Genomic DNA, 25,819 nt, shown 5'->3' with positions numbered 1-25,819 from the left:
ATAAATTCATTAGCTAGAAGAAATCAATCCCTAAGCTAGACAGATATTTGATGATAAAACCATAAGAAAAGAGCAATGATTAGATTTTAAATCTAGTCATTGCTTTATCCATCACCTCTTGATTACATCTATATATCTTATTGTTACTCTTTCACTTGAATGATTGAATATATCCATTAATAATGGCTATATTCTTTGTCGGCAAGTACATATATAAAACTAATGTTTTTTAATTGATAAAGTGAAGCTTTAATTAGCCTTCACCAATCGGGCTTTTATGGGTAGTCCGCCACTTTGCTCTCGCTGAATTTTTTTAGGGTCTTACTGCCCGGCAAATAGCAGGATAAATGCAATCAATATTCATACGTTATAATAGTACCAGTAGTACCAGTAGTATCAGTAGTACCACTAAAACCATCAAAACAGTTAGAGCAACCACCACAGCCTCCACAACCTCCACAACCTCCGCAACCAAAACAACCGAAGCAACCAATACAACGGAATCCACCACAACGAAATCCGCCACAACGACCTCCACCACAACCACCACAACGACCACAACCCCCACAGCGACGAGCAGCATCTTCAATATAGTAATATGGATATTGATTTTGCTGGTCCCAATAGACAATATTTCCAGATCGGTAATCATTAAGACTTAACGCTTGTAGTTCTTGTTGAAACTGATTCATTTTCATAACCTCCGTTTATAAAATACAACCTCATTGATGCTTCCCTATATTTCTGTTCGTTACATCTAAGTAAAAATAGCGCTATAAACTAAGTTCAATACGTACACCAACAAAGTATGACTTATCACTAAATGATGCACCTTGTTCATATACCTATTTTTGCTATGGGCTCATTTTTATAAAGTGAAACTTTAATCAGTGGGGGGGAGTTCATCCCCCGCTGATTATTAGCCCTCACCAATCAGGCTTTTACGAACAGCCCGTTAATGCGGGATAAATAAAAATTAAAAAATATGAATTCTAGCGTCATATCTTCATACCTACTAAATTCAATTAATTTCTCAATAATTATGTTGCCATATCCTATATATTTCCGTCTGCCGCTTAAATTTTTCTGTAATGTAAATGCGTTTCGCTATAACATCTCCTAGTGACCGGTTTATATGACGGATAAGAAATTCCTACAAAGAAAAAAGCCCTTATTAGGGCTTTTCATTCTATTTCTCCAGCAAAACTCTCTATGAAATTCCTAATAGAAAAAGACACACTTAGATTGATGCGTCTTTTTGTGATGCCTCTTTTGTGAAATCATATAAAGCAATTGCGCCTAAAAGAACAAGTATACCTTGAGGAACATCTAGTAAAATAGTTTTCCAAATTTCCGGAATTACCCATTTAATATCTGCTGCTGTTTCAAGATATGTTTGGAAATAGCTGATTGTAAAATTAATTATCCCTAAAAATACAAACAACGATAAACCAAATCGAATTAATTTCTTATTTGTAAACATATAACACCTCTCAAAATTCATTGGATATTCCTGCTTTTGCTTCTTTATATTTACATATCTCTATATCTAATTTTAACACATAAAGAGCTCAAAAAAATATGATATGCCTATTTGCATATCGTATTAACAACACTCCATGATGATTTAGAAATTCCTGCAAAGAAAAAACAACTCCGTTACAGCTAACAGCTCGGGTTTCTTTTCTTATTTAACTTCATACCACCAACATTTACGTTCTTTGATTGTAAAATAAATGTGACAGAAGTTTATCCAGTTAATGCGTAGACAAGTAAATGAGCTAAATTATCGATATTCTATTTCGCCATATCCGTAGCACTAATGACTTTACGCAAATTTGACAAGAAAAAATATATAGATAGGTATGATCCATACCTATCTATAACATTGCTTCTATTCCTTATCCAATTACGTCTTTTACGTCTTTATCCACTGGCCACTTTTCTAATGTATAAGCCATTTCCCAAAATGAATATTCATATTGACTGCTAATAATAAAATGCTGTTTCATACGTTTGCGGTCTGCCTCTGTTACTTTTTCAGCGATAGTATCTAAACGTGTAATTTGTTCTTCAACTAGCGTACGGAACCAATCAGATCCATAAGCAGAAATCCATTCGTTATAAATTGGCTCTTCCGGCTGGCACTCTTTTAAGTGTTCGCCAATTTCATAATACAACCAATAGCAAGGTAAAATTGCTGCAATGATATCTCCTAAATGCCCTTCATACGCAGCACGATACATATGTGAAGTATACGCATATGCAGTTGGCGCAGGAATAAAATTATCTTTTTCTTCTTTTGTTATCCCTAGCTTTTTAGCAAAATTCTCATGTAAAGATAACTCGGCCTCATATGTATTTTGAGCATGATGTGCCATACGAGCTGTCGTCTCTAATTCAAGAGCTTTTGCAGCTCCTAAAGTTTGTACTCTAGCAAAATGACTCAAATAATATGAATCTTGAAGCACATAATAGCGAAAACTAGCTAAATCTAATGTTCCTTCACCAAGTTTTTTTACAAAAGGATGGTTAAAACTCGCTTCCCAAATTGAATCTACTTCTTTACGTAATGATTGTGAAAAAGTCATTTAAATCCCTCCAATAATGTATAAAATATAAGTATTTATCCACAATTATTAAAGCTGTAAAATAAAAAAACTTTCTTTACAGGCGTAAAGAAAGTGAAATTGACAGTATTTATTTACTCATTAAATAGCAACGTCTTTCCCACTTCCCTACGCTGGCATTAACCAGATCAGGTACTAAGAGTCTCAAAATCACATTTGATCTCAGCCTATAAAAGGCCCCCCTAGTGGATAAATATTTTGTTTTTATAATGTATTCATCATAGCATACTTCGTGAAACTGTCAAAAGAATTAGTTATATAATCTCCTTAAAACCCTTCTTCATTTCTAACTTTTAATGATGTTTCAATAATCATATCTAATAGTTTGCTATAACTAATTCCCGCTGCTTCTGCACTTTTGGGCAATAGGCTTGATTGTGTCATCCCTGGTAATGTATTAATTTCCATTACATATGGAATTCCGTCCTTCACCATCATATCAACTCTTGCATAAACACTACATTTTAATGCTTTATAACAAGCCAGTGAAGCTTTATTTACACGTTCATTAATTTCTGCTGGAAGTTCGATAACTTCCTCAACTGTACTAGTATCATCATATTTTGCATTGTAATCAAAGAACTCGGCTGCATGTCGAATTGAAACTATAGGTAACTGTTTTCCATCCAGAATAGAACATGTAATTTCATCACCTTTTATATACTTCTCAATTACTACTTCAGAATCCCATTCGAATACAGTTTCTAGCATTGAGATCAATTCATTTTTATTGTAAACGATTTTCACCCCGACACTCGATCCGCCGGAGTTTGGTTTTACCACTAATGGAAATCCTAACTTATCTAACTCATCAAGATTTAGATCCTCCATTTTTGTAAGTTCAATCCAATCTGGTGTTTCTACACCTTCATAACGTAAAATCTTTTTCGAAATATTTTTATCCATACATATACTACTAGATAACATATTACTTCCGCTATAAGGAATCCCTAAACTCTCCAGTGTTCCTTGAACTGTCCCATCTTCTCCGTATTTTCCGTGTAATGCGAGCAATGCAAAGTCAATGTCTTTCGCTTTTTCAATTAAATCCATTTTTTCATTTAATGTAATTGGGACTATTTCATACTTATTTTTATCTAAATGAGCAATCATTTCATTCCCGGTCATAATTGAAACTTGTTTTTCAGACGATACCCCGCCCATAATAACACCGATTTTCATTTTCTCAACTCCAATTTTCATTTTTTAATGTATCACCAATTATTTTAATTCCCCGAACTATTTCTTCTTCTTTCAAGCGCGAAAACCCTAATCGGAAAGTGTTCGCTCCTTCTCCATCAGAGTAAAAAACATCTCCAGGTGAAAACGTAACGCCTTTCTCATAACACTTTTGTAAAAGTGTGCGGGCGTTCATATGCTCTTCTAGCTCTATAAATAAATGCAGTCCACCATCTCCAGTCATTCTTTTGAAAGGAATGTACTGGTTACATGCCCCGACAGCTAACTCATATTTTTTCTTATAAACAGATCTTGCCTTTTTTAAATATTTTTCAAAATATCCCTCATGTAAATATTGAAACAGAACAGCTTGATCTAGCGTAGATGTGTGAATCGTTCTTGCTCTTTTTACGCTTTCTAAATAATGAATCAGCTCTTTATCTGCAATAATCCACCCTACACGTAAACCAGGGAAAAGTACCTTTGAAAAGCTACTAATATAAATCACATTATTGCCAGCACCAGCAAAAGTTAATAATGGAGCTAAATGTGAACCTGAATAACGTAATTCTTCATTAAATCCGTCCTCTATAATAGGAACGTTGTATTTTGAGAATAACCTCATCAATTCCGTTCTTTTCTCTGAACTCGTAACAATACCGGTTGGATTATGATAAGAAGGAATTAAATAAGCAAAATCAAAATCTTTTTCACGCAAACTTTTTTCAACTTCATTCGTATCAATACCATCCTCATGCATATCAATCCCATGAACTTCAAGTCCATGTAAACGGAAAAGCTTAAGTGCAGCATGGTGAGTTGGATTCTCACAAATGACACGACCGGATTTTTTTGATAAAGAAGAGAGTACAATATCCAATCCTTCTGTAAATCCATTTGTAATTAGAATATCTTTATTCGAAATGTCTACACCTTTCATTTCCATGTAATGAAGTAAATAATTCATTAACGGTCTATATCCCTTTGCATATCCGTAGTTCAATACGATGTCCCCTTCAATGGACATACGAGTAAGAAAAGCTCTTTTGAAATTTTCAACATCAAATAGCTTCTCATCCGGGGCTATACTATTAAAAACAATCATTCCCTTTTCCCAACGAACACCATGTTTCATTAAATCTAATTCGTCCGCTAATGCGGTCACTGTATTAAGTTTATTTTTCCAATCTATTTCAACAGACGAAGTGTTAGATATATCCACCTTCGCAACAAAGTTCCCTTTTCCTTTAACTGCATAAATGAGTCCTTCTTGCTCTAAATCTGCATAAGCAGCGAGTACAGTGTTTCTACTCACACTTAGTAATTCACTTAGTTCCCTTGTTGATGGGATTTTTTGATCCCCGAGCAAATGCCCTTTCATAATCATCTTTTTCAAATAGTCTTTTAATTGAATATAAACGGGACGATCTTTAACAACTTTAAAATCCTTAAACAATTCCTTACCCCCTGCAATCATTTTTGCATATTTATTTCATTCTCAAAAGGTCCACGACATATGTATTTTTTATAAAGGGCGGTACGGTCTTACAAATCTTTTCGATATAAGTTAATTACATCTTTTAAAGCTACAGCTGCAGCGCCTCGTGGATTAGAAGCCCCACCAATTGTAGTAACTTGTCCCATCGTATCTGTAAAGAACGTAATTCCTTTTTCGGTCCCATTTACATTTGCTAACGGATGATCTTTTTCTATTTCGCACGGTTCAACATTTAAATTCACATTGCCACCCTCATCCTTATATATTGATGCTATTAATTTAATAATTTTATGTTGTTCCTTAGCGTTTTGTATTTGCTGTTTTGTAACGTGCTCGATTCCTTTTATATGTATATCAGTAAGTGTTTTCTCTGTTTCCATTAAGCTGTTAGTCAAAAGTAACAATTTACACGCACTATCTGAACCACTTATATCTAATATAGGGTTTGTCTCAGCAATCCCTTTATTTTGTGCTTCTTTCAGCGCTTCTTCAAATGTCATATCTTCCTCATACATTTTCGTAAGAATATAATTAGTTGTTCCATTTAATATTCCTTCTATTTTATCAATACTGCAACCGGCTAAACTAAATTGTCCAATATCTAGTGTCGGTAGTGCAGCGGCTGTTGCACCGCTATATCGAATTCGTACATTTGCGCCTCTTGCTGCTTCATTTATTTCTCTCCAGTTTGTAACGAGCGCACCTTTAGAAATTGCTACTATATCCATCTGTTTCTCAATCGCTTGTTTCATATATTGTTTCCCTGGATTTCCATCTTTAAGATTTGTAACCGTTGATTCTACCAATACAGTACCACTTATGCTAGTTATTGCACGTTCCTTCGGATGATACTCTAAATATTTTTCAATTGCAGCGGTACCGCCACCATACATCAATAAATGATGAAGAGATAAGCCTTCTTCATTATGTATTGCAATATTTCTCCCTAATACGCCACTTACAACTAATTGAATCCCATATGTTTCATATATATATGAATATTTTTCATTTAATAATTTTATAAACTCTCTGCCTACTGTTCCGTATCCTGATAATACAACTTGAATTTTCATAATATCCCCCCATATTTTTCTACCAAATCCCTCTTTCAATATAATATAAAGCGCTCTCGAATTCCATCGAGAGCGCTTTATTATTACCTATTTCGGTAAACGTGATAGCTTTTCAGCAATTGTTCTATAAAACTCTTGAATGCTAGAAAAACCTAACGAGTCTGAAACACTTAACCCTACCATGTCGAGATGGTCCCAATTCGCTTTCGTTTCGATAGGATTCCATTTTCCAACCTGTAATGACTCATTATTATTTACAGTAACATTAGAAGATGGTGCAATCATAGAATTTGTATTTACTACACCATCATTTTGCCACCAAGAAGTATCAACTAGCGGACGGTTTTCTTCATATCTCGCATAAGAACCTAAGAAAAATGCATTTCCCATTAACACTTTATTCATCGTTATATGAGGCAAATGTAAACCTGTTATAGGTGCTGCTTGTGATGCATGTCCACTATAGGATAAATAATACACATCTGGTTGCGTCTTTACCCAATTATTTAACTCCTTTGCACCATCTGTACTTAAATCCCATTGACTTATATCTTTTGTATTTTTCCAAAGTGAACTATTTAGAATACGATTACTATATTGGAAAAAGGACTCTCCAGCATTCTTCTTTATACCCCATTGATCCAATTTAAAATCATATAATGATAAATTATTGTTTCCCCCAAAGCTTGCAGCTGTAATGAGTAAATCTTTAACGAACGGCAGTAGAAGACTACCATCCGCAAGTGTTGTACCGTTGTGAGGGGTTGCTAATGTTGTAACACTATGAACATATGATTTTCCGCCTTCAAATAGTGGTGATATTTTGGTGTCTGGGTGATTTTTCACATAATTCTTTTCTTCAAAACTACCTTCTTTTAATAGCTGTACTAATGTTCTAATCGTTTGTCCACCCATGCTATGTCCAACTAAATGAACTTTATTTGTTTCACTCCAATTCGGCGCAAAACCACTATAAGTTCTGCCAAAACGATTATGTCCATGTTTCTCAGCATGTACTGCACCATAGTCTACTGTCCCACCGCTAATTTGTGCATACAATTCACATGCACGATCCCAGTTACTAGAAACAGGTCCAACAGCTGCGGTATGTACCGTATAACCATTTCGTTTCAAATCTTCCTGTATATCATGAACACCACCCCAATATTTTACGCCAAGCATTTCTTCTCTACCCCATCCAGCAAATCCATTCACCAATATGATAGGATAATTATTTTGTTGCCTCTCTTCAGCGTATGATATTTTCGCTGCGAATGAACATACGGTCACTAATGCAAAAAAACATATTTTTAAAAATAACTTCCCCATACTTTCTCCCCCCTAATAAAACGTTTACATTTTTCTTTTTAACAAATTAACAGAATAATTTAACAACTTAAACATAATGTAAAGTATTTTATATACATTGTATATATAGAAAACATATACAAATGTTGATAAATATTAATTCAAGTAAACATTTACTTTTTACAATATAACTTGTAAATCTATTTATTTAGATTTATAATTAGATATAATTTCCTCATGTTAAAAAGATTTAAAAACCATAAGAAAACTAATCTCATTGCTTGAAAAGGAGGAAAAATCATGCAAATCGGATCAAATATTCATACATTATCTCAACCTACTAAAATAACTCCATCTACTCTTGAGCATAATACTATCTCTTCTACTAAACTTGAAAGTAAGAAAGTAAATGATCCTATCAAGTTTGATATTCGTTCATCTGAAAAAGAAATGAAACAGCCTGAGCATAAATTTAATGAATTAGATTTATGGAAGATGTTAAAGGATAAAGGCGTTCCTTTATGGATCATCCTTGAAATGCTACAAAAGGCTCGTAAAGAAAAAGAAGCCCAAAATAATTCAGTTCAAAATTCAAATGCGATTGAGGAAACAAACGAGACTCGATTAAATGAAGTAATGTAAAGCATAATAATTGATTTGTCTATAAACTAAAAAAGAGTTCGAGGTTGATAAACTTTCTATCAACCTCGAACTCTTTTTTAAGATTTTTCTCCGATCGTTACAAACTGAACTGATACTTTCTCTTTAAAACCTTCAATTAACTTTCTTACTTTTACTTTTTCATTAATCAATGTATTATCTGTCGACATTTTAGGTTTTTCATCACCTAACGATTTTTTTAGATGTAGAAGTTGCATATTCGTTTCATTCGCTTTTATTTCTTTATACACACTATTTTTCGCCACAATGATATACCATAGTGCTCCATAGTCACGTTTATTGCCAAGCCAAGCATCACTATCATATGCAACTGGTATCTCTTTTCCTTCTATTTTAATACTTTTAATATTCTTTTCTTCTTCATTTATAAATAGTAGTGAGCTTTCTTTTGGAAAATTCGGCAACGTATCTACCAGTTTGGAAAGGGCTCCTTGGTCACGTTTACGAAAAATCTTTGCTTTAATCATCGCTTGTGCAGTAGATTCATTTAATATTAATACCTTTCCTTTTTCAAATTCCCCTGTTTTCACTGGGAAAATTTCATGTTCTTTCGTATTTTCCTTATAACGATTCATAATTGCTCCAGTATGATTCTCATCTCCAATGATTAATACACCGTTAGCTGGAAATAATTCTTCACTTTTAGCACATGCACTTAAACTAATTAAAATTAATATACATAATATGAAAATTGATAATGTTTTTTTCATTACAATTCCTTTCATAACTCATATTGTTTTTTTACATGCTTTTCTGCAATGTTACTTGCTGATGTTCTCTACTGTTCCATAGTTTTATAAAGCTTTTGTAGGTAACGCCAACGAGTGATAAAGAAGTATAAAACTTGTATACATATAAATGAAATTAAAATGGCGATAGAGCTATTTATGATAGAAAAGTCGACTAATTGTTGTAATGCCATATAAGCGACTACAGTATGAATCACTGCAACGACAATTGGTAAAAAGAACATTAATAATAACTGCCTCGTTACAACTTTTTTCAACTCACCTTTACTTAATCCCATTTTCGAAATCATTTTATATTGCTGTTGATCGCGATATAAATCTGTATATAATCGGAAATAAATAAAACTAGCGGCGAATGTAAAGAAGACGATTCCGACTAAAATACTTACCATAAGTAATAAACCATTCTTTTGCTTTGCTTCCAACAAGTTTAATGTTAAAGCTTCAAAGTAGAAATCTCTGTCCCTAAGATCTTTATCAAATATACTCTTTAATTGATTGGAAATCTCTTTCGTTTTTATCCAATCATCTACAACAAATCCGTAAGTACGATATGAAATTTCTTCATTAACTGGGTCACTAGTAAGAGGCATTCCATCATACACTTGATCTTGAACAGCGATATAAATAGTTCTAGAATCATGGGGTAAAACTAAATTTTCTACAGCTTTTTTCACATGAAATGTCTTTGTCCAATCACCTTGAATGACTTCTATATCCTTTTTATACTCGCCATTTTTAAATTCTTGTTTTTGTGATACAACTCCAGGAATTAATAAAATTTCATCTTCTTTTTCAATGGTTTCTTGTTGATAGCCTAGTGCTTTAGCAAGATCGTTGTATTCACTTAACTTCATTACATTTACGCTATTTTCTGTGTATATATATGAAGATGAAGCCATTCGATACGGAATATTAGCATCAGAAAGGTGTTTTTTTATAATAGAAAGATTTTTATTCAATACTTTGTCATTTTCCAAACTTCCATACAAAAATGTATACGGATTTGTCATCCTTACCAAATCCCTATTTCCAATTGCGGCTGTTGTACCAATTGCTGTAAATGCAACTGCTGAAACAATAGATACTATAAAAAACATCGTTGCATTATCTTTCATACGGTAAATTAATTCTGAAAATGTTAATATATTTGTTCTCTTTAAAAAGAAAGATTCTCTCCTTTTAGCAAGATGTAATATATAAACGCTACACTGTGTATATAAAAAGTACGTTCCTATAATTACTAGTAAGACACCCATTCCGAGTGTAGTAAAACTGGAACTTGAAATAAAGCGAAATACTGAAAAATATCCATACCCTATACTAATTAAAGAAAGTATCGATAATAAAACTGAAGATTTTGGTTCAGGTTTTGGCTTTTCCTCTGCTTGAATAAGTTCCACAAGTTCCGTTACTTTTATCATTTTAAATGTAAATAATGAAACAATTAAAAACAAGAAAAGAAATGTAATAACTGTTAATAATACAGCCCGAACTGGTATATAAAAAGGTAAACCATTATTAATCATTAATACACTTGCACTTATCAATAAGACTAGTTTAGAAAATATGAGTCCAATGAAAATCCCTATACAAATTGAACCAAGTCCAATCAACATATTTTCAATTAATAATAATTTCTTAAGCTGTCTCATTGACATACCTTGCATCATTAAAATACCAAATTCTTTCTTACGCGTCTTTAAAAACGAACTAACTGAATATAAAATGAAGAAAAATGAAAATAAAAAAATCAATCCTTGCGAAACTGAAAATCCCAATGTACCAAATGCACTTATTGTTGCACTTGTCGATTTCAACTCACCTTGTAAATCAGGATGAAATAATAAAAGAGCATACGTAAAGAAAATCATAATAGAAAATGCACTACTTAAAAAATGGGCAGCATATGTACGCTTATTGCGAAAAATATTATTAAATGCGAACTGACGAAAAGTCATGCCTTTTTCCTCCTAACAAAGAAAGGACATCCATAATCTTTTGATAAAAAGTTTGCCTACTTTCACCACAATAAATTTCGTTATATAGTTGACCATCTTTAATAAAGATTACTCGGCTGCAAAAGCTCGCTGCATACGGATCATGTGTAACTAACATCATCGTTGCTTTTTCTTCTTTATTTAGAGTATCAAGCATCTCCATTACATCATTTGAAGATTTAGAGTCCAAGTTCCCTGTTGGTTCATCTGCAAGTAATAATTGCGGCTTATGAACGATCGCACGAGCGATTGCTGTTCTTTGAGCTTGTCCCCCTGATATTTCAAACGTTCTTTTATTCAAGATATCTGTAATATTTAACTTTTCTGCAATCTCTTCCAATCGCTTGTTCATTTCTTGCACGGAAACACCATCTAAAGTCATCGGCAATACGATGTTTTCTTTTACAGTAAGTGTGCTAAGAAGATTAAATGATTGAAATACAAATCCTAATTGTTTCCTGCGGAATAACGCTAATTCTTCTGATGATAATTGAAAAGGATTTGTACCATTTATTAAAATTTCTCCCGATGATGGAGAATCAATAGTAGATACCATATTTAATAACGTTGTTTTTCCACTACCTGACGGGCCCATAATTCCTACAAATTCACCTTCTTGAATTGATAAATCAATATCTACTAATGCTTTATAAGGTACTTTCCCTTTATATACTTTACTAATACTATTTGCCTGCAAAATTTCCATTTATATTCTCCCTTCATTTCCACTGCTCACTATAGAGTGTAAATGAATTGTCTTACAGCTCATATTGATTCATCTTTCATTTATCTTACACGCTTGTAAGATTTCTAAAAAAACTGATAACAAATCTATTTTCAATCTATAAACAAAGCATATCTACCTTATAATATTTGCATATTGGTTTGAATTACAATGCTATTTTCTAATCTTTATTTTATTAATATAAAAAGACCGATTTTTTATCGGTCTTTTTACTTTCAAATATTATATTTTAACTGTTGTATGTAGTTGAAGCATATTTGAGTTACCCATTAAATACTATTTCACTTTATAATAACCTCTGCAAAAAAATGAGCGCTTCGGTTTCATTGCAATCAAAAACGAATTGTAAATATCTGAGGCGGAAATGAATGTGTTTATCCAACATATAAATAATAAAATTGATTTAATATTTCCTGATACAAAGAACGACATCATAGCAGGAACTACTGATAATACAATAATAGGCAAGCTCATAAAGACCCAAAATCTCTTTTTGGATAAGACTGCATTTGTATTTAGCCAAAAAAATCTTTTACTAAATGTTAAGCTAATATCCCCTTTTTTACTTATTACTAAAATGTGTATACATTCGTGAATGATGAATACTAAGATACCTATTATGATAAGATAAAATATATTAATATGAGTGAAACCTGTTTCAAAGAAATAAGGTATTAGAAAAATAATTATCTGGAGTATATATACAAACTTCATATAATGTTTTCGGTACCAATTATTCTGTATAAAAGGAGTCCATTCTGAATAAACCATACTTATTTGTGGTAAGTGACGAAACCAAATTATAATATGTGTTCCCCTCCCTCATTTAAACTAATTCCTGACTTAAAGATTTAATCTACTAGTACTCAACCGTAAGTTTTATATGTAACTCTTTAATAGACTTACCAGCAATTTTTATTGACTAAGACTAAATGCTTCTTTATACCGCCCACTTTTCTTTTCCCTTCCATTTTTTAAGTAATTGATTTGTAGAATGATTTGAGTAAGAAATTTGTATTATCATTGATACATAAATTCGACAAAATATTCCAATCCCCTTTTCATAAATGATTTTCAACTCGATATCCCACGTACAGCTTGATCTTCCTATTTTGTTGAAAAGCAATTCCATCAAGAAATCGTACCTTTCATATGTTAGCAGGTATAAAGTGAAACATTAATCAGTGGGGGTTTTGTTCATCACCCACTGATTATCAGCCATCACTATTCGGGGGCTTACTGCCCGACAAATAGCGGGATAAAATGAATATAAAAAAGCTTAGAGTTTTAGCTCTAAGCTTTTAATGATCTCGTTTTAATTCCTTTTACAGAGAAATATTTTTTATCCATTCAGATTTACTCAATACATAATGATTATATAGTTGATTTTCTATCTTCTGTTCACTCAAATAAGTAAACCCGCATTTTTTAATAACTTTATTTGATGGTGCATTGTTAATTAAAGCAATTGCGTTGAGGACAATTAAATTTGTTTCTTTAAACAAATAGTCAATTAAACCTTTAGTCGCTTTTGTAGCATAGCCATGATTTTGATGTTCATTTGAGATAGCATACATTATCTCTCTGTTTGGTGAAGGGAGTTCTTCTTTCATGCCTGTGCAGCACCATCCAATGCATTCATTTGTAGCTTCCTTAAATATTCCTAGCTTTAACATATGATTATCTATGTTGTTCGTAGTTTTCACTGTCTCAAGAAATGCTTTGTTTGCTGGTATTTCGTAATTTGCAATCCAATCCATCCTTTGTTCTTTTGTTGATTTCCAGTCTGGTAAAAACTTTTCTATTTCCGGTTGATTTGCTATTTTATAAATACTCTCTGCATCTTTGACCATAAACTCTTGCAAGTATATATCTCCACAATCTATTCTAAATAACTTAGTTGAACTCTCTTCTCCCATGTTAATCCCCCTTACTTACGTTATAGCGCCTTTATCTGCTTCGTAAGTTCTATAAATCGTTCATCAAGTTCTTTATATTCTTTGTCGTTAGAAGTTAAAAAGCTTAATTTACCTAATACTTCTTGTCTCTCTGTTTCTAACGTTAAACGTAGCTCTTCAATCTCATCTCTTGTTTTAGTAGGTTCTTCTAGCTGCTTTTGTATCGTATTGTTTGAAAACACGAGTTTTATGTTAGTGGTTTTCTCCAGAAAATATCGATCGTGAGATACAATTACTAATGTTCCGTTATACTCAGCTAATGTATTTTCAAGTTGTTCACGTGAAGGTAGATCCAAGTGATTCGTCGGTTCGTCTAAAATGAGTACATCTTTTTCATCTAAAATATAAGCCATTAGCTTACATTTTACTCTTTCTCCCATACTCATATGCTCAATCGGCTCTTTCCATTGAGACGCTTGGAATCCTAAATGTTTCATTAAATTTTGGACTTTTCCCCTTTCTTCAAACGTCTCTTTAAAAAATAAATTTTCCGGTGTTTTATCAAGCGGTAAATCAAAAACTTCTTGTGTTAAATAGCCGATGTTTGCAGAAGGTGAAATCCATATTTCTCCTTCTGCAGTTTCGTTTCCCATAATCATCTTCAGTAATGTTGTTTTCCCACTACCGTTTGGTCCAACAATCGCAACTTTCTCACCGTGCTGAATTGTAAAATTAACGTTTTCAAATAATACTTTCCCATGAAAGTCTTTTTTTAATTGCTTCACTTCTAAAAAGCGTTTTCCTATTTTTTTGTTCGCTTGAATAGAAAACTCAACTGAATATTCTTCTTTCACACGTTCTACTTTCGTTTTCTCCAGCTCTTTTTCGAGTCGTTTTCGTTTTGACTTCACTTGTGCATCCATTCGCTTCGCTTTTACACGATAGAATTCTTTCACTCCTTCTTGTTTTGTAGACTGCGCGTGTGCCTTTTGTGACCATGAACTCAATTCTTTTATATGTGTTTCTACTTGTTCTATCTTTTTTTGCTGCTTTTCATATTCACGCTGCTGCGACTTCCTTCTTTGCTCACGTACTTTCATGTAGCTCGTATAATTACCACTATGCTCAATTAAATTTTTGTCCTCAATTGACCATATTTTAGTTGCGACAACATCTAAAAAATATCGGTCATGCGATACAACGATAACAGTACCTTTCATATTTTTTATTTGTTTAATGAGAAATCCCGTACTGATCTCATCTAAATGATTTGTCGGTTCGTCTAATATTAAGACATTAGGATTTTCGGCAAATCCTTTTGCTAATCGAATTTTCAGCTTTTCACCACCACTTAAAGTATGAAAATCGTTCGTTGGCACGCCCCATTTCGCAAGAAGTTCTGCTTCTTGCGAAATCACATCATTACTAATAAAAGATTCTATTTCTTGCTCAACATATGCGGTTGTCATATTCATTTGCTGCCATTCAACAATCCCTTTTGAAGGCTCAATCTTTCCATTTATTAATTGAAGTAACGTTGATTTACCAGCACCATTTTTACCAATTAATCCGATAACATCCCCTTGTTTCACTGCTACATTCATTTTTTCTAACAAAGTATTTTCCTTTATTTCAACATAAACATCATTTAATTTTAAAATTTCTTTCATATTACCGATCCCTTTCATTAAGGGAGAACAAAAAAATCCTCCCAAAGTAATTTTGGCAGGATTAGTCGTTACATTATTTATACCCAAATAAGCTATTACGCAAATCAAATAGCAATACCGTTGTTTGGAATTGGGCAGACTAATCCTATTTTTTAGAAATTGAAATTTATTGAATTTCAACATTTAAAAATAAGATTAGTTAATCATCGTCCACCCATCATTCCTTTCCGTCATTAATAACCATATTGTACCATACTAGTACTGTATGAGTAAATGCAATTATTTGTGCTGTTAAAAAGATTGCTTTCTTTTAGGCTTATTTATCATTTCTTAGCTCCATATTGAACAAGCACAATGTAATACGTCCTTTAGATTTCCCCAGTAGTAAACTTCTAAGCACTCTCTCTTATATAAAGTGAAACTTTAATCAGTGGGGGTTTTCTTCATCCTCCACTGATTATTAGTTGAACCAATCGGACTTTTATGGGCAGTTGATCCCCCACCTAATTTCTTTGCTTTCGCTGAATTTTGAGCTGGGGGGCTTACTGCCCATTAAAGCGGGATAAATTTTATATAAAAACAAAATGTTATTCATTACCCAATAACCACTTATTGTTTTTCGATAAATTTTTATTGATTATTCCCTTGTAATAAGCTATTATATCTTTACAGAAAATAATAATGTAAGGATTGAATTTATGGACAGGACATTAAAAATCACAAAGTTAAATATGTTTTTAAGGATTTTTCTCATCCCGATTATAGTAGGGATAATTGTTGGTATACTAACTAAATTTGGACAAAGTATACTTCCTGGACATTGGAATTCATTAGCTAATCTAGGAAGCGTTTAGTTAGTTCCATCCTTTTTTGTGGCTAGCTTTAGTTATTCTAAGCGTTCAGCTATACTTTCTGGTATCCTTGCACTACTCGGTATGGTATTAGGCTACTATGGTTATGCAATAGTTATTAAAAATGTAGCTCACTCTATTTATTTTATATCTGTATGGATTGTATGTGCATGTATAGGAGGAACTATCTTTGGAATTGCAGGTTTTCTATGGAAAGATACTACAAATCCACTTCATAAATTCGGAAGCGCACTTTTAAGTGGAGTTTTTGTAACGGATGGACTTCACATTCTTTTAAATTTTGAACACTATAGTCACATGTTACCTGTTGGATATACCGAAGTCATAGTCGGGATTATCTTGATTCTTGTATTAGAACGCTCTAATGCTAATCGAATTTCTTCTTTCTTAATGATGGTTCCTATCACTATTTTAGGATTAATTGGATATAAATTATTAAGTTTGTTTACTTAATTAAAATTCATGAAGCTAGCTCTTTCAAAGGGCGAGCTTTTTTCTTACAAAAAACTATTTAAATATTAATAAATTATTAAAAACCTCTCATTTAACAGCCTTATTTATTATTGTGTCATTACACATACTTACACGACCTTTTATTAGAATCATACCAGTCTTTTATATCATTTTATTTAATCCATATAAAGTAAGGCTAAAAAACTTATTTCAAAAGTTCTTTAGCCTGAGTCATTTTTACACATTTAAAATTTAATACGTACAACGGTACCTTTACCAACTTCTGAATGGATTTCTACACTATGTCCTAATTGCTTCGTAATTTCATATACGAGATATAGCCCCATTCCAGTTGATTCTTTAAAATCTCTACCATTTTCTCCTGTAAAGAAAGGTTTAAACACTCTTGGTAAATCTTGCTTCGGTATTCCTACACCATTATCAGCAATTTCAAGTATAACATTATTACCTTCCTTACAAGCTTTCACTTTAATCTTCTCTCTACTACCAGATGAATATTTAATCGCATTTGATAGTATTTGTCCGATTAAAAATTGTAACCATTTCACATCACTTTCTACAGTAATATCCTTATCAATTTCAAGCTCTGGATATACAAAATTCCGGATAAAGAATCGTTTATGTTCATGTACCGAATCATTCACTATTTTATGTAGTTGTACTCTTTCTACATAAAAGTCTTGTGTAAACGCTTCTAAACGTGCGACATACAGAGCCAATTCTAATCCCTTTTTTAATCGATCAGTTTCCTCATTTATACTTTCAAAACGTGAATCTACTTCATCCTGTGTAATTAATTCTATTACAGATAAAGGTGTTTTCATTTGATGGATCCACTGATTCATAAAGGTTAAATGGTCATTATTTTTTCTCTCTTGCATTTGCAGCTGATTTTGATAATGTCTATATTGCACCTCAAGTAATTCTTGAAGAGCAGCCGATACAGCTGCAAAATCAGATTTTTGAACAGATTCATCCAAAGATTGCATGGGGTTTGCTAAGCGCTCATAAAAAGAACGATGTGTAAAATAACGAAACATTAAATAACTTCCCATAAAGAAAACACCTAGAAACATTGCATATAACGCCGTTGTAATATGATTATGCCCATCAAACCAATATACGAGAAATATAGCTAGTAGTTGAATTATGGTAAAGCAAATAAGTGGTATATGATCACGTATAAACAACCTTATCATTTTTCTATACCATTATCCCAAGTAATATGAAATCTATATCCAACACTACGAATTGTTTCAATCGCACCTTCTATATGCAACATTTGTAACTTTTTACGCACACGTGTTGTATTTACACTTAATGTATTATCATCAACATAAGATTCACTATCCCATAATTTATTAAGTAACACTTCTCTACTCACAACACGCGGATAATTTTTCATTAATGTCTCTAATAAAATAGCTTCGTTTCTCGTTATATCAATCTCGTCATTTCTAAGTTTCAATACAAGTCTTTCAGGATATAAACAAAGGCCATGTTGCTCAATCATTCGCTCTTCTAGTTTCGGTGCATAATCTCCATATGCACGTCTTAAATGACTACGAATTTTCGCCACTACAACTTCATAATGAAAAGGCTTCGGAATAAAATCATCGCCACCGTTTTCTAACGCCATAACTTGATCCATCGTGCCTTCACGGGCCGAAATGAATAGTATCGGACATGTTGAAACTCCGCGAATTTGACGACACCAAAAGTACCCATCAAAACTCGGTAAATTAATATCTAATAAAACTAACTCTGGTTGTTCTTCTAAAAAAATGTTTAATACATTTTGAAAGTCCGATACAATAACTCCTTGATAACCATATTTCGCAACATGTGTCGATAATAGTTCTGCAATTTTCATATCGTCTTCTACAATCATAATTTTGACCATTATTGAACTCCTTTTTAATCCGCAATCTCAAATATACTTATATAGAATAAATACTACCTCTTTTCACAAAATCCGTAAATTAAAAAAGGATGCTTTTATACAAAAGTATCCTTTTTCGTCCCTTATCTATTTAATATGAAATTTACTAAAAATAAATCCTAGTTTCTCCACATAATCCATTCCTAGTTCCATACGCGCTGTTTTCAGCGGATCCACAACTTGGCAAACTTTTAAATTACCTGCTGCCGATAATAAAAGCGTTGCATCAGCTTTAGACATTGCTAATTCTTCATGTAAAAATGTCACCATATTATGTACAGCACGATTTGCTGCATCATCTAACAATTTCTCTGAAGCAATCGTCATCATTTTTTCTTTTTGAATAGCCATTGGTAATGGCCATTGTTTTCCTTTTATAATTTGAACTGTTACCGTTACCTCACCAGCAACCTCTACACCACTAACACCAATTTCACCATCACCCATTGCTGCGTGTAAATCACCTAATGCTAATAGTGCTCCTGGGACATTAACTGGTAGTAGTAATGTTGTTCCTTCTTTAATTTCTTTACAGTCCATATTCCCGCCGTGATCATGCGGTGTGCCACATGAAATGCTCTCTTCTTTCGGTGCAGTACCAATTACCCCAATCATTGGATTAATCGGGATTTGTAGTTCACTTGAAAACAAAACATATTCATTATGTATTGGGACAATTTTCACTGTATTTTCATTTAACTCATCACCCATTACACCAAGGTTTGCACCTGTAGTTAAAACGCCCTGCTCTGCAATTTCAATTTTTTCAATCGTTACGACTAATATATCGCCAGGTTCTGCTCCTTTAACATATACAGGTCCAGTCGCTGGATTAATTCGGTTCCAATCTAATTCTTGAAACACAACATCTTCAGAATCGATTTGATTTTCAAAGCAATCATATGTTTCAAATACAAGACTGCTCCCAATTTCTACTTCCATACACGGCTTATTTTCTGGTGACATTGAGTAAATGATATGGTCTTTATGAATTCGATACATAATACCTCTCCCTTTTATATTTATCTACTATTACTAATTAGCTTTTTTTATACAAGCTCCTCTTAAAATTAAATGTTATTTTTAAGTAAAAAAGCACGCAGATTGTTTTATAACATACACTCTTTACTATAACAGAAAGGTGGTATCACTATGCCCCTTATTCCATACAACGAAAGTGATGTTGATTTACTAGCTCGATTAATTCGTGCTGAAGCTGAAGGCGAAGGTCGCCAAGGTGAGGAGTTAGTTGGATGCGTTGTAGTAAACCGTGTATTTTGTGATTGCTTAGATTTTAAACAACTCCGTACCGTACGAGACGCTGTATATCAAAGCCCCGGCGGATTTGAAGCAGTACAATATGGATATTTTTATCAACGCGCTCGTGAATCAGAAAAAGAAATCGCACGAAAAGTTTTACAAGGTCAATGGCGCTGGCCTGCACGATGGGCTCTTTGGTATTTCCGTCCAGTTGGAGCTTGTCCACCTGAATGGTATAATCAGCCATTTGTAGGACAGTTTAAAAGCCATTGTTTTTATGAACCAAGTGGTGATGAATGTCCGAAAATGTATTCACGATAGTAAAATTTGCAACGCAAGTACTTAGAAATTTTGGTACTTACGTTGCTTTTAACTGTGTTTTAGAAATCTAATAGTGTGATGAATTTTTCTATGCCTACTACATGTATTAATAATGGTATACGAGGACCATTTGATTGATTCATAATGAGCTTATATATAATAGTGAATAATTGTTTTTGATTTTCTTTCATTATTTTTTTATTTTCATGATAACAAATCGCATATAATTGCTCCATTAAGTTAGAGTAATCTTTAATAGAACGAAGTATTTTACAAACTTCTACTAGCCATTCTTTCTGCCTTTCATCTAATGTGTAGTAAAACTCAGCATTTTTCTCCTGATTTACCGCGATTAATTTTTCAGATTGAAAGTTTCTTATCCAATACTCTGCGCGATTACTTATCACTCTCATTTCATCTAATGCATAACTCCTATCTATTTTCTTTAATATCCCCTGTAAAATAGTTGAATCAAAATTTAATAATGGTAACGTTCCTGCTACTTGATTAAATCTCGGATATTCTTTAAACACGCTATCAACTATAGATAGTTTAATTGCATCAAATAAATCTTCATTTTTGAGCATTTTATTTTCATAACTATCTTTCAATCGTTCATATTCTGTATAATTGCGAATCACATCTTCATCCAACCCAATATGAAAAGCAGCGCCTGGTTTGTATTTTGCAAACATAAAGAGAATTACTTCTGGTATATACACTTTCAATAAATCGCTTGGTGTAATACTATTCCCTGAAGAACTAGACATTTTTTCATGATTCCCTTTAATACCAATGAAATCGTAAGCAACGTAATGAGGCGCTTCACAATTGAATATTTTCCTTGCAATTTCTTTTGATACATTATAACTACCCGTTTCTGATGAATGATCTCTACCGCCCGGTTCAAATACAACATCCTCTATCATCCATCTCATCGGCCAATCGATTTTCCAATTCAATTTCATTTTATTTGTATTTAATACGGATAACTCTTTTTCATTTCCGCATTCACATTCATACCGGACTATTTTTAATACTTCATTAAAATGTGTAATAGTTGTTGTATCTTTTCCGCACCTCTCACAATATAATGTAGCTGGATAAAAGCTCTCTCGCTCTTTTTCACTACACTCTCCAGTTTTAAAATCCATTAAAATATCATATATTTCTTTTCGTTTATACAAAGCCTCTAAAATATTTTCATTATACCTTCCACTTCTATATTCATCATGTTGATAAATAAATTCTACTTCAATTCCAAATGCTTGAAGCGATTTTTCAAACTCTTTTTCAAAATGCTCCGCATACGAGTTATGACATCCATACGGATCTGGAATATCACAGTATGGCATACCAATATACTTTGCAAAAGATGGATCAATATTTTTTGGAACTTTTCTAAACCTATCATAATCATCCCACGAAAATATAAAACGAGTCTTTTTCCCTAAATCTTGAAGTGCTCTTACTACGAAATAAGTCGTTACGATTTCACGAAAGTTCCCAATATGAACAGAACCTGACGGACTAATTCCAGATGCACAAACAAACGTTTCTTTATTTGGATGTTTCCTAATTAATTCATGTGCTACTTCATACGCCCAATGCATATATTACTCACCTCAATTATTTTTTGTTTCTCATTTCCAGTTTTATGCAACAAAAAAACTCCCACCCCCAAGATTATTCATCTTGAGGACGAGAGTTGTTAGCTTCGCGGTACCACCTCAGTTTGTTAATATGTCACCATATTAACCTCTTCAGGTACGGCAAAATATGCTTATACCCTATCTCTATAACGGGAGAACCCGTCGCACCATCCCTAAATAAATTAGTTCCTTGCGCAGCTCCAAGTCTTTTTTCATTAAGATGTATACCGCTCTTTCTCAGCTACCAGAGCTCTCTGTACGTATTCTTTCTTAACTACTCTTCTCTTCTATGCCTTAAATATTAGTTTTTTAATATGATAATTTATAACACTTTTATTGTCAAACTTTTCCGAATCGAAATCGTAAAATTATCTAAAAAAATTCTTTATCGCTTCTAATTGAATTTTGTGGCTACACTCATCACAACAATATGCTCCTTTTGGTTTCTCTTTAAATCGCTTATATTTTTCACTACCTTCGTAAACACGAAATATATTCTTACAAGAAAAGCAAACAATCTCATAAAACATCATATGCATTTTCCTCTCCGTGTTTATAAACCTTTTAATCACTTGAGAAGATTAGTTTTCTAGAGCACAAATCATAATATCCTCTGACTAAAAGGTTTACCTCTATTCTTATCGAATTATATTAATATCTTATAACGCGAGGTGAACATCTTGTTCAGTAATATAGACTTAGTTTTAAATGTTAAAGCAAGTTTAGCTGAAGGACCATGTTGGAATGAAAAAAAGCAACTTTTATATTGGGTTGATATTATGGAGAAAAAATTATGCATATATAATCCTACTACCAATACGAACCGAGTAATCGCTCTCAATCAACAAATTGGCTGTGTTGTTCCATATTTAGAGGATGTACTACTCTTAGCTATGGAAAACGGCTTTTATTCTATTAATGTAAATACAGAAAAACTGATACATATTTTTGACCCTGAACCACATTTAATAGAAAATCGTTTCAATGATGGAAAATGTGATCCAGCTGGTCGTTTCTGGGCAGGTACTACAGATACATACGGTATGAATGCTGCAGGTTCCTTATATTGTTTACATAATAATTTGAGTGTAGAGAAAAAAGTTTCACATGTAAATACTTCAAACGGAATCGCTTGGTCACCTGATCATACATACCTTTACTTTATAGATACACCTACTAAAAAAGTGGTTCGCTATCAATATAATATACGTACTGGAGAAATTCATAATCCAAGTGATGTAATCATTTTCTCTGAAAATGATGGTCTACCTGATGGTATGACAATTGACGAAGAAGGTTGTTTATGGATTGCACATTGGGGAGGTTCAAAAATAACTAGATGGAATCCCTCTACTGGAGAACAAATATTAAGTATTCCAATTCCTGCGTTATATGTAACATCATGTACATTTGGTGGGCCTAACTTAACTGATTTATATGTTACAACAGCCAGAACAAGAATGACGGATGACGAATTAAAAGAGTATCCACATGCTGGTGGTATTTTTCGAATTCAAACAAATGTTAAAGGCTGTCCCACCTATTCATTTTGTAATAAAAATATTGGAGCTGAAACAATGTGAACCGTATCGATTACATAAGACAAGAAGAAAAGAAATATCACGACCTTTGCTATGAACAATATAAACTGTTTGAAGCTGGCTCTTGGCTTTTCAAACCAGTTAAAACGGTTATGGACTTGATGAACCACTTTGACGGACAAAACAACTTGCAAGTACTTGACCTTGGCTCTGGCGTTGGGAGAAATAGCATTCCAATTGCAAAAAAAATAAAAAATACTAGCGGCACTGTTACATGTATTGATTTACTTAATTCCGCTTTAACAAAACTACAAATTTATAGCAAAGAACATGATGTATTCGAGGTTATAAAAACAGAAGAAGCAGCAATTGAAAACTATTATATTGACTCTAACGCTTATGATTATATCGTTGCAGTATCAAGTTTAGAACATGTCAGATCAGAAGAAGATTTTAAAAATGTACTCCACTCTATGAAAAGAGGTACAAAAAACGGCGGTATTAATTGTTTAATTATTAACTCTAACATACAAGAAATTGATCCAATAACGAATGAAGAATTAGAAGCTTTAATTGAAATTAATCTTTCAACCGAAGAAATGATAAGTACTTTAAAAAGCATTTATAAAGAATGGAAAGAACTAAAAGTTGAAATAAAAGAATTAGCTTATGATATTGTTCGAAATGAAAGACACATTCAATTAAAAACAAGTGCCATTACGTTTGTCGTTCAGAAATAACACTATAAAAGGTAAGGATATTTCCTCATATATTCATAGGAACACCCTTACCTTTTATTTTCATAAAATTATTTTGTTATTAGTTTTCGCATCATCTAAAACATGATTTTCATTCGAAATACTACTCAGCTATTAATTGAATACATTAACTGGAAGAAATATTCAGGTTCATGAGTCTCATTCAATTTATACCATGAATGAAGTGTATCCGGCGCAAATACATCTAATTTTTTCAGTACTTCCATTGCAAATTCTAGCGGGGCTACACCCGATGCAGTAATAAGATTTTCACTGGATGCTACAGGTCCCATTTCATAAAAATTTTCTCCATTATAATTAGGACAAACCATTTTCATATAATCTAAACTATTACTTGTATGCTTTCTAGAATTTAAGTAACCGTAATTTGCAAGACCTATAGTTGCACCGCAAATTGCCGCTACAATTGTACCAAGTTTTAAAGCTTCACCAACTGTTTTCAAAATAGGTTTATGTATTTCTTCACTCCAAGTATTCCCTCCAGGTAAAATTAATAAATCGTTATTCTCAAGGATACATTCATCTAGGGAAATATCCGGCTTTATATTCAAGCCCCCCATTGAAATAATCGTTTCTTTATTTATTCCAACTGTTACTACTTTAAAAGGCGCTACATCTTTTTTGAAATATCTCCCTGTATTAAGTTCAGCAATTAAATGTCCGTATTCCCAATCAGACATCGTGTCAAATACATATAGATAGGCTTTTCTTGTTTGCATTCAATAACACTCCATTCATATACTACAGTTTTAATTACAAAAATTTCTCTTTTCAGTTTAACATTTTATTCAATATTTATGGTTTAAAATCCCAAATAAAAGAGCACTTGTTTCCGCAAGTGTGAACTGCACCCCAATTGTTAGACACAGTCTAACAATTGGAGGTGCAGTTTTTCTATGGCTAAATTTACAGCTGATGAAAAAATACAAATCGTTCTACGTTATTTGAACGGAAATGAAAGTTATCGAGAAATGGGTAGATCGCTCGGTATAAGTGACACAATCATTTTGAATTGGGTAAACCAATATAAACAGAATGGTCTGGAAGCTTTTCTAAAACGATGTACAAATTACACACAACAATTTAAACTAGACGTACTAAACTTTATGATTGAAAACGGTATGTCCTTATTTGAGACGGCAGCTATCTTTAATATTCCTGCCCCTTCAACGATTTCTGTTTGGAAAAAACAGCTCGAAACACAAGGAATTGATGCCCTTCAATCTAAGAAAAAGGGGCGTCCATCCATGAAAAAAGATTCAAATAAACAATTAAAACAACCTTTAGCTGAAGGGTCAGTCGAAGTACTTGAAGCACGCATTAAACAGCTTGAGATGGAAAATGAGTACTTAAAAAAGTTAAATGCCTTAGTTCAAAACAAGGAAAAATCACAAAACAAGACAAAGCGCAAGTAGTCTATGAATTAAGGCATAAATATTCGGTCAAGGCACTCGTGGAGCTAGCTACTATTCCTCGAAGCACGTATTATGATTTAGTAAAGAAAATGAATCGTCCAGATGTAGATGCCGATTTGAAAGCTGAGATTA

The 25,819-nt window shown here is 32.8% G+C and carries 23 protein-coding genes, 3 pseudogenes, 1 riboswitch and 1 other annotated feature; of the genes and pseudogenes, 6 read left to right on the top strand and 20 right to left on the bottom strand.

Going from position 1 to position 25,819, the window contains the following annotated elements:
* Nucleotides 1–79 precede the first annotated feature (79 nt).
* From ACO6VI_RS29165 to ACO6VI_RS29130, 8 genes and pseudogenes are all read right to left on the bottom strand, one after another.
* Nucleotides 80–211: pseudogene (locus ACO6VI_RS29165) on the bottom strand (site-specific integrase); the annotation flags it as partial.
* A 142-nt stretch (nucleotides 212–353) separates the two neighbouring features.
* Nucleotides 354–692 (bottom strand): heterocycloanthracin/sonorensin family bacteriocin, encoded by a 339-nt coding sequence (locus tag ACO6VI_RS29160; protein ID WP_422424798.1) that lies wholly within the window; start codon nucleotides 690–692, stop codon nucleotides 354–356.
* Nucleotides 693–1,240: 548 nt separating this feature from the next.
* A complete protein-coding gene (locus tag ACO6VI_RS29155; protein ID WP_002082716.1) occupies nucleotides 1,241–1,504 on the bottom strand; it encodes a DUF3937 domain-containing protein in 264 nt (87 codons plus the stop codon).
* A gap of 397 nt (nucleotides 1,505–1,901) precedes the next feature.
* Nucleotides 1,902–2,591 carry a thiaminase II gene (tenA, locus tag ACO6VI_RS29150; protein ID WP_023522051.1) on the bottom strand — a complete coding sequence of 230 codons (690 nt, stop codon included), beginning with the start codon at nucleotides 2,589–2,591 and terminating at the stop codon, nucleotides 1,902–1,904.
* Between the two features lie 127 nt (nucleotides 2,592–2,718).
* Nucleotides 2,719–2,824, bottom strand: a riboswitch (TPP riboswitch).
* Between the two features lie 73 nt (nucleotides 2,825–2,897).
* Nucleotides 2,898–3,812 (bottom strand): D-alanine--D-alanine ligase, encoded by a 915-nt coding sequence (locus ACO6VI_RS29145; protein ID WP_003270605.1) that lies wholly within the window; start codon nucleotides 3,810–3,812, stop codon nucleotides 2,898–2,900.
* Between the two features lie 4 nt (nucleotides 3,813–3,816).
* Complete coding sequence (locus tag ACO6VI_RS29140) at nucleotides 3,817–5,265, bottom strand: PLP-dependent aminotransferase family protein (protein ID WP_000471611.1); 1,449 nt, start codon at nucleotides 5,263–5,265, stop codon at nucleotides 3,817–3,819.
* An 89-nt stretch (nucleotides 5,266–5,354) separates the two neighbouring features.
* On the bottom strand, nucleotides 5,355–6,380 hold the full coding sequence (locus tag ACO6VI_RS29135) for a homoserine dehydrogenase (RefSeq protein WP_422424796.1): 1,026 nt from the start codon (nucleotides 6,378–6,380) through the stop codon (nucleotides 5,355–5,357).
* 87 nt (nucleotides 6,381–6,467) lie between these two features.
* The gene (locus ACO6VI_RS29130) at nucleotides 6,468–7,709 is read right to left on the bottom strand and encodes an esterase/lipase family protein (protein WP_161520421.1); all 1,242 of its coding nucleotides are present in this window, start codon (nucleotides 7,707–7,709) and stop codon (nucleotides 6,468–6,470) included.
* A gap of 279 nt (nucleotides 7,710–7,988) precedes the next feature.
* Between ACO6VI_RS29130 and ACO6VI_RS29125 the strand changes: the two genes are divergently transcribed.
* Nucleotides 7,989–8,330, top strand: a complete 342-nt coding sequence (locus tag ACO6VI_RS29125; protein WP_001165517.1) for a DUF3914 domain-containing protein — start codon at nucleotides 7,989–7,991, stop codon at nucleotides 8,328–8,330.
* Between the two features lie 77 nt (nucleotides 8,331–8,407).
* Here the strand turns inward: ACO6VI_RS29125 and ACO6VI_RS29120 are convergent, their stop codons facing one another.
* From ACO6VI_RS29120 to abc-f, 6 genes are all read right to left on the bottom strand, one after another.
* Complete coding sequence (locus ACO6VI_RS29120; protein ID WP_161520422.1) at nucleotides 8,408–9,079, bottom strand: lipoprotein BA_5634 family protein; 672 nt, start codon at nucleotides 9,077–9,079, stop codon at nucleotides 8,408–8,410.
* 68 nt (nucleotides 9,080–9,147) lie between these two features.
* Nucleotides 9,148–11,079, bottom strand: a complete 1,932-nt coding sequence (locus ACO6VI_RS29115; RefSeq protein ID WP_161520423.1) for an ABC transporter permease — start codon at nucleotides 11,077–11,079, stop codon at nucleotides 9,148–9,150.
* Nucleotides 11,054–11,824: an ABC transporter ATP-binding protein gene (locus ACO6VI_RS29110; protein WP_161520424.1), complete on the bottom strand. Its 771-nt coding sequence runs from the start codon at nucleotides 11,822–11,824 to the stop codon at nucleotides 11,054–11,056. Before ACO6VI_RS29110 ends, ACO6VI_RS29115 begins: the two co-directional genes overlap by 26 nt.
* A 315-nt stretch (nucleotides 11,825–12,139) precedes the next feature.
* A complete protein-coding gene (locus ACO6VI_RS29105) occupies nucleotides 12,140–12,634 on the bottom strand; it encodes a DUF3267 domain-containing protein (RefSeq protein WP_003270612.1) in 495 nt (164 codons plus the stop codon).
* A 554-nt stretch (nucleotides 12,635–13,188) separates the two neighbouring features.
* Nucleotides 13,189–13,782 carry a GNAT family N-acetyltransferase gene (locus ACO6VI_RS29100; RefSeq protein WP_063547369.1) on the bottom strand — a complete coding sequence of 198 codons (594 nt, stop codon included), beginning with the start codon at nucleotides 13,780–13,782 and terminating at the stop codon, nucleotides 13,189–13,191.
* Between the two features lie 20 nt (nucleotides 13,783–13,802).
* Nucleotides 13,803–15,431 carry a ribosomal protection-like ABC-F family protein gene (gene abc-f, locus ACO6VI_RS29095; protein WP_078993450.1) on the bottom strand — a complete coding sequence of 543 codons (1,629 nt, stop codon included), beginning with the start codon at nucleotides 15,429–15,431 and terminating at the stop codon, nucleotides 13,803–13,805.
* 698 nt (nucleotides 15,432–16,129) lie between these two features.
* On the opposite strand from abc-f, the pseudogene ACO6VI_RS29090 reads away from it, so the two are divergent.
* A pseudogene (locus ACO6VI_RS29090) lies at nucleotides 16,130–16,756 on the top strand (DUF6518 family protein).
* Nucleotides 16,757–17,001: 245 nt separating this feature from the next.
* Here the strand turns inward: ACO6VI_RS29090 and ACO6VI_RS29085 are convergent.
* The 3 genes from ACO6VI_RS29085 to ACO6VI_RS29075 all read right to left on the bottom strand — a co-directional run bounded on the left by ACO6VI_RS29085 (nucleotide 17,002) and on the right by ACO6VI_RS29075 (nucleotide 19,721).
* Nucleotides 17,002–17,976 (bottom strand): sensor histidine kinase, encoded by a 975-nt coding sequence (locus ACO6VI_RS29085; protein ID WP_422424793.1) that lies wholly within the window; start codon nucleotides 17,974–17,976, stop codon nucleotides 17,002–17,004.
* On the bottom strand, nucleotides 17,973–18,680 hold the full coding sequence (locus tag ACO6VI_RS29080; protein WP_000238993.1) for a response regulator transcription factor: 708 nt from the start codon (nucleotides 18,678–18,680) through the stop codon (nucleotides 17,973–17,975). Before ACO6VI_RS29080 ends, ACO6VI_RS29085 begins: the two co-directional genes overlap by 4 nt.
* Before the next feature lie 126 nt (nucleotides 18,681–18,806).
* Nucleotides 18,807–19,721 carry an acetamidase/formamidase family protein gene (locus tag ACO6VI_RS29075; RefSeq protein ID WP_063547366.1) on the bottom strand — a complete coding sequence of 305 codons (915 nt, stop codon included), beginning with the start codon at nucleotides 19,719–19,721 and terminating at the stop codon, nucleotides 18,807–18,809.
* A gap of 150 nt (nucleotides 19,722–19,871) precedes the next feature.
* Between ACO6VI_RS29075 and ACO6VI_RS29070 the strand changes: the two genes are divergently transcribed.
* On the top strand, nucleotides 19,872–20,300 hold the full coding sequence (locus tag ACO6VI_RS29070; RefSeq protein WP_001128402.1) for a cell wall hydrolase: 429 nt from the start codon (nucleotides 19,872–19,874) through the stop codon (nucleotides 20,298–20,300).
* 59 nt (nucleotides 20,301–20,359) lie between these two features.
* On the opposite strand, the gene lysS is transcribed toward ACO6VI_RS29070, so the two are convergent.
* Together lysS and ACO6VI_RS29060 are read right to left on the bottom strand one after the other, a co-directional pair.
* Nucleotides 20,360–21,913: a lysine--tRNA ligase gene (gene lysS / locus ACO6VI_RS29065; protein WP_063547365.1), complete on the bottom strand. Its 1,554-nt coding sequence runs from the start codon at nucleotides 21,911–21,913 to the stop codon at nucleotides 20,360–20,362.
* An 81-nt stretch (nucleotides 21,914–21,994) separates the two neighbouring features.
* Nucleotides 21,995–22,251, bottom strand: a binding site (T-box leader).
* 69 nt (nucleotides 22,252–22,320) lie between these two features.
* Nucleotides 22,321–22,491, bottom strand: coding sequence for a DUF2197 domain-containing protein (locus ACO6VI_RS29060; RefSeq protein ID WP_000551042.1), 171 nt, complete (start codon nucleotides 22,489–22,491; stop codon nucleotides 22,321–22,323).
* Between the two features lie 141 nt (nucleotides 22,492–22,632).
* Here ACO6VI_RS29060 and ACO6VI_RS29055 point away from each other — a divergent pair, with 141 nt between their 5' ends.
* Together ACO6VI_RS29055 and ACO6VI_RS29050 are read left to right on the top strand one after the other, a co-directional pair.
* Nucleotides 22,633–23,535 (top strand): SMP-30/gluconolactonase/LRE family protein, encoded by a 903-nt coding sequence (locus ACO6VI_RS29055; protein WP_023522037.1) that lies wholly within the window; start codon nucleotides 22,633–22,635, stop codon nucleotides 23,533–23,535.
* Nucleotides 23,532–24,233 (top strand): class I SAM-dependent methyltransferase, encoded by a 702-nt coding sequence (locus ACO6VI_RS29050; RefSeq protein ID WP_088020282.1) that lies wholly within the window; start codon nucleotides 23,532–23,534, stop codon nucleotides 24,231–24,233. Before ACO6VI_RS29055 ends, ACO6VI_RS29050 begins: the two co-directional genes overlap by 4 nt.
* 125 nt (nucleotides 24,234–24,358) lie before the next feature.
* Here the strand turns inward: ACO6VI_RS29050 and ACO6VI_RS29045 are convergent, their stop codons facing one another.
* Nucleotides 24,359–24,991 carry a type 1 glutamine amidotransferase family protein gene (locus tag ACO6VI_RS29045; RefSeq protein WP_001194776.1) on the bottom strand — a complete coding sequence of 211 codons (633 nt, stop codon included), beginning with the start codon at nucleotides 24,989–24,991 and terminating at the stop codon, nucleotides 24,359–24,361.
* Nucleotides 24,992–25,168: 177 nt separating this feature from the next.
* On the opposite strand from ACO6VI_RS29045, the pseudogene ACO6VI_RS29040 reads away from it, so the two are divergent.
* A pseudogene (locus ACO6VI_RS29040) lies at nucleotides 25,169–25,819 on the top strand (helix-turn-helix domain-containing protein); the annotation flags it as partial.

Origin of the sequence: Bacillus sp. PSXD-155 (assembly GCF_049310765.1) — a bacterium.
GTDB classification, from domain to species: domain Bacteria; phylum Bacillota; class Bacilli; order Bacillales; family Bacillaceae_G; genus Bacillus_A; species Bacillus_A cereus.
Note: the sequence above shows the minus strand (reverse complement) of the source record. Positions and strands in the feature narration are given on the sequence as shown.

Excerpts from the sequence above, each read along its gene's own strand:
- ACO6VI_RS29045 (WP_001194776.1), bottom strand. The coding sequence starts at position 24,991 with ATGCAAACAAGAAAAGCCTATCTATATGTATTTGACACGATGTCTGAT.
- ACO6VI_RS29100 (WP_063547369.1), bottom strand. The coding sequence starts at position 13,782 with ATGGGAGAAGAGAGTTCAACTAAGTTATTTAGAATAGATTGTGGAGAT.
- lysS (WP_063547365.1), bottom strand. The coding sequence starts at position 21,913 with ATGCATTGGGCGTATGAAGTAGCACATGAATTAATTAGGAAACATCCA.
- abc-f (WP_078993450.1), bottom strand. The coding sequence starts at position 15,431 with ATGAAAGAAATTTTAAAATTAAATGATGTTTATGTTGAAATAAAGGAA.
- tenA (WP_023522051.1), bottom strand. The coding sequence starts at position 2,591 with ATGACTTTTTCACAATCATTACGTAAAGAAGTAGATTCAATTTGGGAA.
- ACO6VI_RS29125 (WP_001165517.1), top strand. The coding sequence starts at position 7,989 with ATGCAAATCGGATCAAATATTCATACATTATCTCAACCTACTAAAATA.
- ACO6VI_RS29120 (WP_161520422.1), bottom strand. The coding sequence starts at position 9,079 with ATGAAAAAAACATTATCAATTTTCATATTATGTATATTAATTTTAATT.
- ACO6VI_RS29110 (WP_161520424.1), bottom strand. The coding sequence starts at position 11,824 with ATGGAAATTTTGCAGGCAAATAGTATTAGTAAAGTATATAAAGGGAAA.
- ACO6VI_RS29075 (WP_063547366.1), bottom strand. The coding sequence starts at position 19,721 with ATGTATCGAATTCATAAAGACCATATCATTTACTCAATGTCACCAGAA.
- ACO6VI_RS29135 (WP_422424796.1), bottom strand. The coding sequence starts at position 6,380 with ATGAAAATTCAAGTTGTATTATCAGGATACGGAACAGTAGGCAGAGAG.
- ACO6VI_RS29060 (WP_000551042.1), bottom strand. The coding sequence starts at position 22,491 with ATGCATATGATGTTTTATGAGATTGTTTGCTTTTCTTGTAAGAATATA.
- ACO6VI_RS29105 (WP_003270612.1), bottom strand. The coding sequence starts at position 12,634 with ATGGTTTATTCAGAATGGACTCCTTTTATACAGAATAATTGGTACCGA.
- ACO6VI_RS29130 (WP_161520421.1), bottom strand. The coding sequence starts at position 7,709 with ATGGGGAAGTTATTTTTAAAAATATGTTTTTTTGCATTAGTGACCGTA.
- ACO6VI_RS29160 (WP_422424798.1), bottom strand. The coding sequence starts at position 692 with ATGAATCAGTTTCAACAAGAACTACAAGCGTTAAGTCTTAATGATTAC.
- ACO6VI_RS29070 (WP_001128402.1), top strand. The coding sequence starts at position 19,872 with ATGCCCCTTATTCCATACAACGAAAGTGATGTTGATTTACTAGCTCGA.
- ACO6VI_RS29145 (WP_003270605.1), bottom strand. The coding sequence starts at position 3,812 with ATGAAAATCGGTGTTATTATGGGCGGGGTATCGTCTGAAAAACAAGTT.
- ACO6VI_RS29080 (WP_000238993.1), bottom strand. The coding sequence starts at position 18,680 with ATGGTCAAAATTATGATTGTAGAAGACGATATGAAAATTGCAGAACTA.
- ACO6VI_RS29115 (WP_161520423.1), bottom strand. The coding sequence starts at position 11,079 with ATGACTTTTCGTCAGTTCGCATTTAATAATATTTTTCGCAATAAGCGT.
- ACO6VI_RS29155 (WP_002082716.1), bottom strand. The coding sequence starts at position 1,504 with ATGAATTTTGAGAGGTGTTATATGTTTACAAATAAGAAATTAATTCGA.
- ACO6VI_RS29085 (WP_422424793.1), bottom strand. The coding sequence starts at position 17,976 with ATGATAAGGTTGTTTATACGTGATCATATACCACTTATTTGCTTTACC.